Source organism: Photorhabdus aegyptia, from assembly GCF_000612035.1.
Taxonomy (GTDB): Bacteria; Pseudomonadota; Gammaproteobacteria; order Enterobacterales; family Enterobacteriaceae; genus Photorhabdus; species Photorhabdus akhurstii.
The window spans coordinates 1-15,376 of the sequence record NZ_JFGV01000011.1 but is presented as its reverse complement, the minus strand read 5'-3'; the positions used below and the strand labels follow the sequence as shown (position 1 = coordinate 15,376).

The 15,376-nt window shown below is 43.0% G+C and carries 5 protein-coding genes; 2 read left to right on the top strand and 3 right to left on the bottom strand.

What is annotated here, in order from left to right; translation table 11 throughout:
• Nucleotides 1-133 precede the first annotated feature (133 nt).
• Nucleotides 134-12,409: an MARTX multifunctional-autoprocessing repeats-in-toxin holotoxin RtxA gene (gene rtxA / locus BA1DRAFT_RS04875; RefSeq protein WP_036776663.1), complete on the top strand. Its 12,276-nt coding sequence runs from the start codon at nt 134-136 to the stop codon at nt 12,407-12,409.
• 476 nt (nt 12,410-12,885) lie between these two features.
• On the opposite strand, the gene BA1DRAFT_RS21200 is transcribed toward rtxA, so the two are convergent.
• The 3 genes from BA1DRAFT_RS21200 to BA1DRAFT_RS04860 all read right to left on the bottom strand — a co-directional run bounded on the left by BA1DRAFT_RS21200 (nt 12,886) and on the right by BA1DRAFT_RS04860 (nt 14,721).
• Complete coding sequence (locus BA1DRAFT_RS21200; protein ID WP_051560664.1) at nt 12,886-13,377, bottom strand: DUF2569 domain-containing protein; 492 nt, start codon at nt 13,375-13,377, stop codon at nt 12,886-12,888.
• A 416-nt stretch (nt 13,378-13,793) separates the two neighbouring features.
• A complete protein-coding gene (locus BA1DRAFT_RS04865; RefSeq protein ID WP_036776662.1) occupies nt 13,794-14,138 on the bottom strand; it encodes a DUF7957 family protein in 345 nt (114 codons plus the stop codon).
• Between the two features lie 136 nt (nt 14,139-14,274).
• Complete coding sequence (locus BA1DRAFT_RS04860) at nt 14,275-14,721, bottom strand: hypothetical protein (RefSeq protein WP_036776660.1); 447 nt, start codon at nt 14,719-14,721, stop codon at nt 14,275-14,277.
• 423 nt (nt 14,722-15,144) lie between these two features.
• On the opposite strand from BA1DRAFT_RS04860, the gene BA1DRAFT_RS21755 reads away from it, so the two are divergent.
• The gene (locus BA1DRAFT_RS21755; protein ID WP_235200972.1) at nt 15,145-15,255 is read left to right on the top strand and encodes a SymE family type I addiction module toxin; all 111 of its coding nucleotides are present in this window, start codon (nt 15,145-15,147) and stop codon (nt 15,253-15,255) included.
• The last annotated feature ends 121 nt before the right edge of the window (nt 15,256-15,376 follow it).

The window sequence follows — 15,376 nt, the reverse complement described above, 5'->3', positions numbered from 1 at the left end:
GGTTTTATCCTTTATTTAATTTTCTGCTATTAAAAATTCAGAAGATGAGAGCTTGAATATTCAAAATAACTGCCCTATCCGTTAGGTGCAGTGGTTTTCTGCTTAACCTCAATAATAAATTAAAGGGCTATTTATGGGAAAATCATCAAATAGAAGTACCGAGTACTTCTTTACTGGAAAATATTACGACGATAATGACGGCAACAGTATTACTGCTATTGGTGTCGGTGGTGAAGTTTATGCTTATGGCGGAGATGATGATGTTACGGTTGGTTCATTAAAAGTAGATGTATACCATACAACTGGTAAACTTTCAGTAAAGGGAGCATCAGGTTATACCGGTATTAGCAAAACGGGAAATGGCGGTCTGTCATTTGCCGGCGCATCAGGTGCGGCTTTTATTGATCACACGGGTGAAACGGGAGATTTATATTATTCGGGTACTGCTGGTTATAACAAACTGGCTCGTAAAGGTTTATCTGGAGATATAAGTTTTAAAGGCGCTGGCGGATACAATAAATTATGGCATGAAACTGATCAGGGAGATGTCTATTTTGCCGGTGCAGGAGCGGCTAATAAAATTGACCGTACTTGGTATAATCATTATGAAGGCACTCAAGGAGATGTGACATTTAACGGTGCAGGCGTTGCAAATAGTATCGATTCACGGATAGAAAGCGGTGACATCATTTTGAATGGTGTTGGTGCTGATAATCATGTTGTACGTAGAGGTAGAGAAGGGGATATTACCTTGCACGGAGCGGGGGCCGCGAATCGTATTGAACGTATACGCCACAGTGAAGATGGGTATGGACAGACGCAGGGCGATATTACTTTTGAAGGCGCGGGGGGTTATAACAGACTCTATTCTGATGTCGCCCACGGTAATATTCATTTTACAGGCGCAGGGGCTTATAATGAAATTACCCGAGCAGGTACGGAAAATGAAATAGAATTTGCTCAGGCTAAAGATATTGTTATGACATCAGCAACAATGGAGGGAAGCTGGATTCAACAATCTCAACAAGTTAAAGCGATTAAATCCGCAGTAGAGCCTGATACTTATCTCTTTGCCTTTGCCAATAATGTTAATACTAAAGTTGTCGCTGTACGGCTGCAAAATGATCCTGATACTGGTAAGCTCCGTTATTATGCCACTTCTTGGTATAAGGAAGGTAATCATCTTAAGGATATCGCTAAAGAAAATATCAATGTAAATAATGGATTTATCCCTGTTAAAGGCGAAGGTGCTATTACGCTTGGCAATATTAATTTTATATATCGACAAGAAACCACGATACAAGGTGTTGAGAAGGCATTATTAAACGACAAATGGGTAAATTATTCTGGCGGCGCCAACGTTAAGGCGGAAGATGTCACATTAGGCAGTGCCAAAATAGGAGGATATGCGATCTCTTCTAATGGCCTGAAAATCGATGTCTCGCCGGTAAAGTCAAACGAACAACCAAATACTTATGTATATGCAATATTTTTGGCCCCTTATACCAAAGTGGTTGAGGTTAAATTAGCCAATGATTATGAAACAGGGAAGCTGAAATATATTGCAAAATCTTGGTATAAAACAGGTGACCATACTGACCGTTTAGCAGATGAAAGTTTTTCCTATCCTCACGGTTATCAATCAATGGGGGCTGGTTATACGTTAAGCCAACTTCACTATGATTTAAATGTAATAGATGATATTTCTGATAGTTTAACTGATCTTGAAGGTTATTCAGAGCAAGATCTTATCAAATCATCAAAGAATGGCGGTGATAGCTCCGGTAATATTTATTTCATCGGTGCCGGTGGCGGCAATGTTATTACATCCAATGTGACGCACGGTAATATTAATTTCACAGGGGCGGGCGCGGCTAACATTATTCTGCACGGCTCAAAATTCGGCGATACCAATTTTGATGGCGCTGGTGCAGCTAACGTCGTGGTAAAAAGCGGTGAAAAGGGCGATCTGACATTTCATGGCGCGGGTTTAGCCAATGTTCTGGTTCACCAAGGCCAGCGCGGGAAAATGGATATTTACGCTGGCGGCGCGGTAAATGTTCTGGTGCGTGTCGGGGATGGACAATATCTGGCTCATCTTCTGTCCTATGGCAATATCTCGATCCACAAAGGCAGTGGTAACAGCCGGGTGCTGATGCTAGGCGGGTACAACACGCATACCCAAATCGGTAATGGCAATGGGAACTGGTCCGGTGCGGGGGGGTTTAACGTCATTACTCAGGCGGGAACAGGGGATATCTCTTCCATACTTTTAGGCGGTGCTAACGTACTGACTAAACTCGGTGCGGGAGATCTGATTGCCGGTCTGTTCGGCGGCGCCAATATTATCACCCATCTCAGTGATGAGAGCGAAACGGCCAACACCACTGCTATTGCATTGGGCGGAACTAACATCTTTACCAAGAAAGGGAAAGGCAATGCACTGGCGGTCATGGGCGGCGGTGCGAACGTCCTTACGCATATCGGTGACGGCAATACCACGGGCGTTATGCTCGGTGGCGCTAATATCTTGACCAAAGTCGGCAAGGGTGATGCCGCCGGCATCATGTTCGGCATTGGCAACGTGCTGACCCATATTGGCGACGGTTTGACACTGGGCGTGATGGCTGCGGCAGGCAATATCTTCACCAAAGTCGGGAATGGTACATCGATTGCCGCCATGATTGGCGCGGGCAACCTGTTTACCCATGTCGGCAAAGGGGATGCATGGGCGTTAATGGGCGGCGCAGTGAATGTCTTTACCAAAGTGGGTGACGGTGACGCGCTGGCATTAATGGTAGCCGCAGGCAATGTGTTTACTCATATTGGGGATGGAGCAAGTGTTGCGCTAATGCTGGCAAAGGGCAATCTCGCCACGAAAGTGGGTAATGGCATGACTCTGGCGGCGATGATCGGCAAAGCCAATATCTTTACCCACGTCGGGAATGGCAATACCTTTGCCGCCATGATTGGCGGCGCCAATGTGCTGACCAAAGTTGGCAATGACCTGACCGCCGCCTTAATGATAGGGAAAGCCAATATCTATTCGCATGTGGGTGATGGCACCAGTATCGGTTTGTTTGCCGGTGAATTGAATGTGATGACCAAAGTCGGTAAGGGTACGACACTGGCGGCCATGTTTGGTAAAGCCAATATTATGACCCATGTCGGGGATGGTTTAACCGGCGTGTTAGCACTGGGTGAGGCCAATATTGTTACCAAAGTGGGTGATGATTTTATGGGAGTAGTTGCGGCGGCGAAAGCGAACGTGATTACCCATGTCGGCAACTCAACGACGGCGGCTGTTTTGCTTGGTAAAGGCAATATTCTGACCAAAGTAGGAAACGGTCCCACGGTCGGTCTGCTTATTTCTGATGTGGGTAATGTGATGACCCATGTCGGCGAGGGGACGACGGTGGGTTTTGCCAAAGGTAAAGCCAATATCATCACCAAAATTGGCGATGGCGCCGGAGTGAATGCGGCTTGGGGGGAAGCCAATATCCTGACTCAAGTGGGAAATGGCGACCGTTACAACTTCGCGAAAGGTAAAGCTAATCTCATTACCAAAGTGGGGAATGGACAAGAAGTTACGGTGGTTCAGGGGGATGCCAACATTATCACCCATGTGGGTAACGGCGATGATTACACCGGCGCTTGGGGCAAAGCCAACGTTATTACTAAGGTGGGAGATGGACGCAATGTGGTGCTTGCTAAAGGCAAGGCTAACATTGTCACCCAGGTGGGTAAGGGCGACAGTTTTAATGCCTTGTGGAGCGAAGGCAATGTCATCACTAAAGTGGGTGACGGTATGCAGATTACGGCGGCAAAAGGGAAAGCTAACGTGACCACGACAGTAGGCAATGGCTTAAATGTCACTGCTGCTCATGGTGACGCTAACATTAACACTCACGTAGGTAATGGTGTTTCGGTTAACGTGGCGTGGGGGAAATATAACGTCAATACCAAAGTTGGGGATGGCCTTAATATTGCTGTTATGAAGGGTAAAGGCAATGCCAATATTCATGTTGGTGATGGTCTGGGTATCAATGCTTGTTATGCACGTAATAACGCGGTGGTTAAGATTGGTAATGGTGATTTCTACAGCTTGGCTGTTGCATCGAGTAATACAGAAAGCAACAAACTTGCTTCTTTCTTCGACAATATCAAACAAACTGTACTCGGAGTGGGAGGCAGTCAGGCAATCAACTATTTGGTTCATGGGGAGGAAGCTAACACGTCGGGCACCCATGAAGGCAGAGGCGCGATTAATTTAGCGGAAGTATCTGCCATTGATGGCTTTCAAATGGATGAAATTTCGCCGGTAAGTTCAGATTTAAACCATCGTCTCAATGGTGCTATAACAGCCGTGGAGACGCCTGACGTCAGTTCAATAGAAGGTGCTTTGAGTCAAAAAACGCGATCGGAGTCGGATCAGAATGAAAATCTGATCGTCAATGGTAACTTTGAACAAGGTAATCAAGGTTGGCAATCAACCAATGATATGGAGGCATATAACCCGGCAAGTGTTTATGGTCTTGATAATACCGGTAATGGTGAACGAGTCAGTAAATTTGATGTTGATAAAAACACCGTAATTTGGCAGGAATTGCAAAATTTATCTGAAGGAGAAGTAGTTTCACTGACTTTTGATTTTATGAGTCATTCAGAAATGATGGGTAATGATCTGAATAACAATCGAATAAAGGTGTTGTGGAATGGTAAGCAGGTATTCTCAACTTCTGGGCAGCGAACTATATGGCACACCCAAAAACTCGATTTAATGGCAAAAGCAGGTACTAACCGGATTGAATTTAAAGGTACAGGTCAGGATGATGGATTTAGTTACATCTTAGACAATATCGTTGTGAAATCTGAAACGTCACTGATTGTCAATAATGACTTTAAGCAAAGTAAATTAGATTGGCAATCAACCAATGATATTGCGGCATATAGCCCATTGAGTACTGATGGACCTAATAATACCCGTTATGGCGAACGAGTCAGTGAACTTGATGTTGATAAAAACACCACTATTTATCAGGACCTGCAAAATCGTTCCGAGGGAGAAGTGATTTCGTTAAGCTTTGATTTTGCTAATCGTCCCGATTCTTATTCAGCCGACAATGGTATGGATGTTTTCTGGAACGGCAAACTTGTATTCTCGACTTTTGGCGACGCGGCGAAATGGCAAAATAAAACGCTAGAGCTGACAGCAAAAGCGGGCAGTAATCGAATTGAGTTTAAAGGAACTGGTTTGAGTGACGGCGTAGGTTATATTCTGGATAACGTTATTGCAAAATCTGAAAGCTCGCTACAAGCCAATATTATTACCGAACATGTGAAACAGGATAAAGCGGCGCAAAATGCGCTAAGTGATAAAGAAAAAGCCGAAAAAGATCGCCAACTGTTAGAACAGGAAAAAGAGAAACAACTGGCAGCGATTGCAAAATCTCAATCCCAATTGGAATTAACGGATCAGGAAGCACTTAGCCGAAATGGGCTGACACAACGTAACGCGATAGAAGCAGAAGCGCAGGTGGAGACTGACAAACTGGTTTCCATGACACAAGGTCTGAAGGTGCTTAATGACTATTCCAACTACAGCGGTGCCAATTACAGCGGCCAATCAGGCGACCAGTGGCGCAATCAGTTTGCTTCCCAATTTTTGAGCCGTGCCCAGGATGAGTTGAATTACACCAAATTTATTACCCAGAAAAAATTAGCTAATGCTCTACGGTCTATTACGGATAATCAACAACAAGTAAAAGAAGCGGTTGCGAAATCCGAAGTCGGCGTAGCACAGAGTGAACAGCACCATGCCAGTGTAAAACAAGACATTGCAGAGACTCAGGAAAAAGCCGCGTTAAGGAAAGAAGAGGCGTTATTGCAGCAACAACTGGCCGAAGAAGCGGAAAATGACGCAAATATCGCCTATCAGGGGGCGAAATATCGGGGTAAACGTGATATTGCAGCGGCTGAAAATAAGATTGCTCAGGTACAAGAAGATGCCAGAAGGGCAAAACAGAGCGATTCCAAACCTGATCGTACCGGTGCCGGTGGTAGTGGTTTGTCTGGCAATGCCTACGAATCGACAGGCGCAGGGGAAACCGGTAGCTATGTTGATCCCGAATTAATACTGAAAGCTGAAAAAAGATTCTACAAGGGATTGACCGAAGAAGAGTTACAAGCGCTGGATGGCGCCAAACTAGCGGTTGATCGTCTACAGATAAATGCCGGTATCCGCGCGGAAAATACCGGCGTTTTAACTACTTCAAAGTTGGTCAAAGCACGATCTGACAACAAAGTACAATCTGACGATATGGTGACGCCAAGGTCGAACAGTTTAGGCGAGCATGTCAGAAAAGTGCCGCGGATTTCAGGCATTAATCTGGAATCGTTGGGGAATGATGCCAAAGTAGAGCAGAAAAATTCCGCTATATTTGAAAGTGCGAAATTTAATTTATTGAAAGAGGGAAATAAGCTATTTATCAACCCTAATGTACGAACATTGGGGCGGAAAAGGCAGCTTAGTAAAGCGCTTATTGCTGTACGTGATATTTTCTATAAAACGATGAGCCATTTTGATGAAGAGCATGTGTTGCAGTTTGAGCAGGCACTTTCACATTGGCAACAGCGTAACCCAAAAGAATTTGCTCTGCGTGTCAGTCAAGTGAACTTAATCCGTTTTAGGATGGGCCGGATGATGGAACACTTGCAGGCCCAGCGAGCCGAATCCGCTGGCGTGCTTGGGATCGCTGTGGCTCCTCAACATGCTGAACATCTTAAGCAGCGAGTTATATTTGATGGAACCGGACGTATTATTGGTTTGAAAGGTAGCGTCACCCAAGACGAAATTAATCAACTTATTAAATGGCAGATTACACCTTTAACGCGAAAGAACTCAACGGCTGAACGGGAGGCGCCTAAGACTGAAAGTGAAAGCCTCATTGTTTTCATGAGCCGATTAGACGCCGAGAATATCCCGGAAGCGGGGCCTTTGATCAAACGGGCTAGGGAACTTTGGCTCACTGGGCAAGTCACATCGCAAGAAACCGTCCGGTTGTTTGATGATGCTGTCAACCAGTTACAGGCATATCCTAAATTACATGCTTTGGCACTGTCATTACAGGCTGACGCTCACAGAGAAAAGTCGACTACCCAATATATTGACAACTTATTTGGCCGTCGTTTTGATTCTGAGTTGGCGCATACGTTAGTGAAAACTGTGTCGCCAGATGCGATAGCTACCTCCAGGCGGATAGGTCAGTTTCTGGTGCAGGAGTTTGAGCTGTATATGCAAAGTACTTCTGACTCAGCCGTCAGCGACGGACAGATTGCTATCAGGATGCAAGCGTTCGCCGAAAAAATTAAAAAGGATATCCGCCCTTGGTTCAGTCGAGTGCCTGAACTGACCGCATTCCTGCAAAAACCGACCTTTGATAACTTTAAAATCATGATGACCAAGGTGGATAACGGCTTTGAAATGATCAAAATTCCATTTCTGGCAGTAAAAATGTCGCTCACTGATGGCATGGGATTACATTTATCTCAATGGAAAGCGGAAGCGGACATTTTCTATCGGGATCAGATCTATAAGGCGCGTTCCACCAGTAGTAAGTTAACGAATATGGCGGATGTTACCTACAAAGTGAAGTTGACTGAACAGAAAACCAACGATTATGGTATTGCACTGCCTTACCAGCCATCTGGTGATCAATATGAAGATTTTCTGTATGGCAGAAAGGTGGCGGCAGGCAGAGTACTAACGCCTGGACGGGAAACAACGCTTGAGCGTAATGCCTTGGCACAAGGGCATTCCGTGGTGACGGGAGCATCAGGATCGACCAATATCATGGTTCATCTTAATAACTATATTGCTAGTCAAGATCCCACTTTCTCGCAGGAGCAGGCATATCTTAATACTTTGGTGTTCTTGGTATTTGATGGTGGTCATTCGGTTAATGAAAGTTTGGTGGTTTACAAAGCATTGCAGGAGACCGGTGATAATCGTAGGCAGGTACTGCAAAACTACACCGCGAGTTATAGGGATCTGATGGATATTGCCGGGGATAAAGGGAAACTATGGATAAATCAGGCATTAAATAATGCGTTTGAGAAAACCCAACACCTTTATCGAGCAAATACCCCGGAGAGAGAGCAGAACGGCTCTCCGGTGGAAGACTCTCAGGTGGAAGTATTGCAGGCGTTATCGGGCAAAAATGGAGCGCCAGAGTCGGTATTAATTGAGAATGATGATACTTCACCACAGGATAAAGACTCTTTAAACCCAGTGACCCGATTCTTTAACAACGAACTGCATGGTTTTAAAGAAGATCGTCGCCATATCAGCGATGAAACACAGGCTATGCTTAATGATGCGGTTGCTAACGACAAATCAAGCAAAATCACCCTGAAAGGCGAGGAAGGGCGTTTAACCGGATATTATCATCAGGGTGACATAGAATCAGGTGATGCTTCGACAACAACAGAGAAAAAAGTCGTGCTTTTCCTTCATGGCTCAGGTTTATCTGCGGAAGAGCAAGCTCATGATATCCAAAGCCACTATCAAAATCAGGGCATTGATATGCTGGCTATCAACATGCGCGGCTATGGTGGTAGTGATGGTAGCCCCGGTGAACAAGGATTCTATCAGGATGCCCGGACAATGTTTCGCTACTTGGTGCAAGATCGCGGTATTAAGCCGGGTAATATTATCATTCATGGTTATTCCGTCGGTGGGCCGGTGGCGGCTGATCTTGCCCGATATGCGGCGCAAAATAATCAAGCGGTGTCAGGGCTGTTACTCGACAGGCCAATATCGAGTATGACTAAAACCATAGCCGCCCATGACATACCAAACCCTGGCGGCATAATTGGGGCATTGGCAAAAGCGATGAATGGACAATTTTCAGTGGAAAAAAACCTCAAAGGTCTGCCGATCAATACGCCGATCATGTTGTTAACCGACAATCAAGGTTTAGGGCATGAAGGGGAAAAGCTGCGTACAAGATTGACCGCTTCTGGTTATCGCGTATCGGGTGAACAAACCTTTTATGGTCATGTCGAGAGCGGTGCTTTGATGAGCCAATATGCTGATAGGATTGTATCAACGCTCTCCGGCTCTCAAAATAAAAATCGGGCTGTGGTGAATAACTCGCTGCAAAAGAGTGACAATCGTGGGACACGTTTTGATGGTCAGCTCATTATTCAAATGGAAAATGACCCGATTGTAGCAAAAGCAGCGATCAATCTGGCGGGTAAACACCCAGAATCCAGCGTAGTGGTTAAACTTGATGCTGATGGCAAATATCATGTCATTTATGGTGATCCTGCCAGATTATCAGGCAAATTACGTTGGCAGATTGTTGGTCACGGCCGTAACGAATCGGCACAAAATAACACTCGCTTGAGTGGTTATAGTGCTGATGAATTGGCAATAAAACTAAAACAGTTCAGTCAGAACTTTAATCAGGCAGGTAAACCTGATCGTATCAGCATCGTGGGTTGTTCACTGATTAGTGATGATAAACGGAATGGTTTTGCCTATCGTTTTATTGCCGCTTTAGATAAACAGGGCATCCGTAGTGATGTTTCAGCGCGTCGTAGTGAAGTGGCAGTTGATGCAACAGGTCGTAAATTTACCCGTGATAAAAATAATCAGTGGGTTAACAAGTTGAACGATAACAAACTGGTGTTACGCTGGAATGAACAGGGTGAGCTAACGACTACAACAGAAAAATTGCGTCGTGGCGTGGCTGAAAGCGATATCAACCTTGCCAAAGTGGGGTACACAGAAGCTGATTCAGTAACCAAAGGGGCAATTGCGAATAACCATGATATTTTCACCGCGCCAGGGAAGCGCAAAAACAGGATAGCGCTCGGTTCAAATCCTCAATCGGATCAGTCGCTGAATTACGCCGGGAATATACAGGTAAACGTGGGTGACGGTGAATTTACCGCGATCAACTGGGGAACATCAAACGTAGGTATCAAAGTAGGTACTGGCGGCTTTAAGTCACTGGCCTTTGGCGACAACAATGTGATGGTTCACATTGGGGATGGTGACAGTAAGCACAGCGTTAATCTGGGTGGTTATCAAGCATTTGAAGGGGCGCAGATGTTTATTGGCAACCGTAACGTCAGCTTCAACCAAGGTCGCAGTAATGACTTGATTGTCATGATGGATAAATCCATCCCTACGCCGCCGTTAGTTAATCCATTTGATGGCGCTGCTCGTATTACCGGTGTACTGAAATCTATTGCTCATTCCGGCGAAGAGTGGGATTGGTTGGCGGCGCAGAATCAACAGTGGACGCTATCTGGCGCGAAAAAATTTGTGCGGGATATGTCTGGTTTAGACCAAACCAGCAGTGTGGATTACAAGACTTTGGTTGATCTGGATTCGCAGCTTGAGCGCAGTAGCCGTGGTTTGAAAAGTGACACGGAAGCGGCATTGAACAAAAAATACCACCAATGGTTAAGTGGTCACGGCAGCAATATTGATACCAGTAAAATGAGCCGTGCGGATAAATTTCGTCAGGTCAATGAAAAATTAGCCTTCAATTTTGCGGTAGGTGGTCAGGGGGCGGACATTCAGGTTACAACCGGTAGCTGGAACTTTATGTTCGGCGACCATATTCAATCGATTCTGGATACCAACTTAGGTTCTCTGTTTGGTCTGATGACGCAGCAATATTCAACGACGGGTCTGGCGAAGACAACATTTACTTACAATCTACAGGACTTACCGCGTCAGCTTAAAAACAAACTGCTTGGTCGGTTATCCAGTGTGAATGCAGATACCACTTTAGCGGATATTTTTGGTGTGGATTACACCCCGGAGGGGCAGATTGTCGCCCGTACTGGTGAGCCGGTTGATGGCAAGGCTATTTTGCGAGAGATGCTGGAAGTTATTCACAAGTTTGGTGGTGAGCAACTACGTGTCTTCACTGATCCGGATAAATTGATTGATGGTTTGAAACAGCACGCAGATATGAGTGCTGATGGTATTGAATCATTTCTTGTCAGTCATGGGCTGAAAGAGAAAGCGCCTGATGAAAATCGGGAAAAAAGCGTACCGGGCGCCATCAACAGTGGGAATATTCAGGCTAATAACAAACCTGAGCGTGCATTGGGCTTTAATTCGCTGAACTTACCTAACCTGTTTGCGACGATATTCAGCCAAGATAAACAACAAGAGATGAAATCGTTAGTGACCAACTTAAAAGAGAATCTAACCGCAGATTTGCTCAACATGGAGCAGAAAACGTTTGATTTCTTGCGTAACAGCGGTCATTTGCAAGGGGATAGCGATATCCATATATCGTTGGGGAACTACAACTTCAACTGGGGCGGTGACGGTAAAGATCTCGGTGCTTATCTGGGAGATAACAACAACTTCTGGGGGGGACGCGGTGACGATGTTTATTACTCAATCGGCACCTCCAACATCTTTACCGGCGGAGAAGGTGATGACCTCGGCGTTCTGATGGGACGTGAAAACTGGATGTTTGGCGGTAGCGGCGATGATACCGCAGTGGTAGCTGGACGCATTAACCAAGTCTTTATGGGAGAAGGTAATGATCAGACGTTTGTTTTTGGCGAAGATGGTTTTATTGATGCCGGTAACGGGCAGGACTACGTTGTCACCTCTGGTAACTACAACCGGGTAGATACTGGGGAAGGACAGGATTATGCTGTGACTATCGGTAATAACAACCGGGTTGAACTAGGTGAAGGCAATGACTTTGGCCGGGTGTTTGGTAATGACAACCGAATTGACGGCAACATGGGTGACGATGTAATTAAACTGATGGGCTATTATGCGGTAATTAATGGTGGAGAGGGTGATGACCACCTGATCGCGGCCACAATTTCGAAATTCAGCCAGTTTGATGGCGGTGATGGTCAAGATCTACTGGTTTTGGGTGGATACCAGAACCACTTCCGGGGTGGTGCGGGGGTAGACAGCTTTGTGGTCAGTAGTAAGGTGATTGACGGTCAGATTGATGATATCAATGCAGAAGATATGATTGTCTTTAACGATATTGACTGGCAAAACTTGTGGTTCCAGCGCAGTGGATACGATCTCGTGTTATCAGTGAATCGCCGTACTCAGGATAAAACCGCTCAGAGCCTGTTTGAATCGGTGGGTTCAGTCACCTTTAGTCATTACTTTAATGGCAACCGTGCCAAATTAGTGATGCAGATGGGGCGTAAGGATGCATCAGGAGAGCGTGAATTTACGGCACTTTCAGACAATGCAGTTGACACCTTGATTCAGGCAATGAGCAGTTTTGCCCCAACAGCCGGTGATAACGGTTTTATCGAAGGGTTGGATAGCAGGGAGAAAATGGCTATTACCACGGCTTGGGCAGATACCACAATTGGCAAGGGGAAATTTGCCTGATTAATTTGCTATAACGCTAAGTAATAAAAGTAAAAATGGCTCACTGGATAGGTGAGCCATCTTAATCCCGCAAGAGTATTATCGTTCTTGGGTAAATTGTTCACTGATTAATAAGAATGAGTAAGATTTTTCGCCGCACGCTTACGAATCAAGTAGAAATTAAACAGTCTGAGCCCAGTAAAATACAGGATTCAGACCTTAATGAACGCGTGATTTAAATTGTTTAATTTCGGGGAACAATTCATAAGACCAAGGTAGTTTTGACTATCATATTTTTTGAATATACTCGTTATCTTTCAAGTTGCCTCTTTGTTGGCTGCACTCACTGACCCCGGTCATATAGTTCTCTATGCTCCCGGGGATTCGCTCCTTTGCCGTCGCGATGCATCTTGAAATCCATTGGGTATAAATATTAATTACAAAAAATTCACTTACTCTTATTGAATATTATTTGCAAAATAATTTAATTTTAATCATTACTTTATAAATGTTCTTTTAACTCGAATAGATATAATAAAATAAGGAACCCATATACATGAATAAATCATGGTTTTAAAAAGCAAGAAGAGATAATTATAATCCAGTTTTATTTCATATACATAATGAGCTAATGCTAAATCAGTGATTACAAATAATGAAGTAAAAACTAAAAGGATAATGTAAAATAAAGGTGTTCTTTTCTTTTTCTTAAAGAAAATAATAGATGTATAAAGTGCAATTCCAAAAATAATGGTAAAACAAATAAACTCAAATTCTATAAGGATACGTAATTCACCTAGAAAGTCATAACCAGAGATCAAGATTGTCATTGTTTTATATGCACTAAATAAAGAGCTGAATATTGAAAAGATAATATTTATTGCCGGAAAATAGAGAAATCCACCAATTCCATTCAGTTCTTTCTCTTCGCATACTGCGCAAAATTCTGATTCATGTAATGCTGGGTTTTCACATTTAATACACTTCATAAAACTCCTCCAAATAATAACTTCAATCAAAAGATTGATTATTAATTTACGTAAACCATACAGGTGATAGTATATAAACCAATAACTTATTAGTTCGATAAATACCCCTATTTCTAATGGAATTATTTATATTTTCAGGTGAAAATAAATATTCTATCTATAAAAAACCAAGACAATAATCTGATAATAAAGGAATAGTTAGATTCATAAAAATATAACTAATATCCATATGATATTTTTAATAAAGAAAAACTTTACTCGATCATTCTTTAAACCTCACATTTTACATAGCTTGAGCCAGTCCAATGCACAAAAACAACATAATTGAAATTAATACTACCATTAGAAGTATGTTAAATACCTATATTAGCTCATGTATGAATCAAACTGATCGCTAATGCGTTATTATCCATATCTTATTTTACAACATCTCGTGATAAGAATAGACCAGTATAAGGATCGAAAAATATTCTTCTTCCATAAAAATCAACAACAAAGTATTGCCCTTCAACAACATTCAACCCTTCGTATGGGTAACTTGTTTGACCTTCTTTTTGTAAATTCGAGGGCTCTATTTGCCAAAGAAACTCTCCGTTCTTTGTATAAGAAAATAAATTATTTAGTCCATCATCTCCTATAGGAATATCAATTAAGACAAGAACAGAACCATTATCAATTTCTATCGCTTTAATGATTTTTCGATTAAGTATAATTAAGTGCCTATTGATATTAATCTTGTTATTGTTAGCTAAGATAACCATTTTGTTCTCCTATTTTTTTGAATAGCCCGTTCATTAGTAAATGTATCGGTCCTTTGCCCCATAAGATCAAACTGAGTTTCTCCTCCTTTATAACCAAACAGACTTCCCATATTAAATGCATTACTGTCTACAACAATTACGTAGAAAAAAACAAATAAAGCCAAACAATATAAAATAACCTAGATAACCATAATGACGTATTTTGAAGGCTTATTTCCATTTCAAAAACAAACTCTTTTATGAATTCAATATTATTTCTATGTGCAAATTTTCTTTTTGAGAAAAACCTGCAATGAATAAGAAAAATAAGAATTGCAAATACTCCAATAAAATAGCCAGCAAAGGAAATTAAGTTTCCATTTTTAATAAATTCAAACCAAATTCCAGATATATAAATAACAAATAATATTATCATGGAAAAATTAGTAAGTTTGTTTTTATTAAAAAAACAAAAATCAAAAAAGAGCAATGGAGATTTTACACTTCTTAGTGAAACTTTCCTGCTCAAGCCAAAACAGATGAAGCAGGCAAGAAACCCCAACAGACTCAAAACCATCAAAATCAACGGAATATATGCAATCATGCTCACTTATCCTTAAACTGCGTATTACCGCGAAGAAGCTAGCTCTTTAACGGCATTTTTCAAGATAACTTTCATCATCGATGAGGTATTAGCATCTATTGTCTACTTCACCAAGATACCAATGTTCTGAGTAAAAAGAGTTACCTCTTGGCGATACTTATCCCTGACAACAGAACGACAACTGGTATCCTCCTGACAGTTGACCAGTTCCTAACTCCTTGAACGATTTTGGTCAACGCTTAGATGATTATTGTCCACAACAACGCATTCCATTGCGAAGTTGACCGCCGAACGACGATTTTCTTAATGCCTTCAGTCAGTTACAACCCATTTTTTCCAGTGCTGCTTTGTCGCCGAACCTAAAACTCCCTGACACGCTTTTCGCCCCCGAAGGCCAGTTTTTCCCGCCGGGCCATTGTCAGTGTGCACTTAAAAGGGAACTGGCTGCAAGAAGCGGGCTTTGCGACCGGACAGGCGGTGAACATCACCGTTGAACGGGGGCAGTTGATTATCCGGCTGGCTAATGAAGGATAATTAGCTGGTATATAAAGTAAAATCTCGGCGTTGTTGGCCGAGATTTATATTTAAAACATAAATTCTTACCTTTAGTTAACTTCACCAATATACCAGTATTCAGAATAATAAGGCTTTCCCT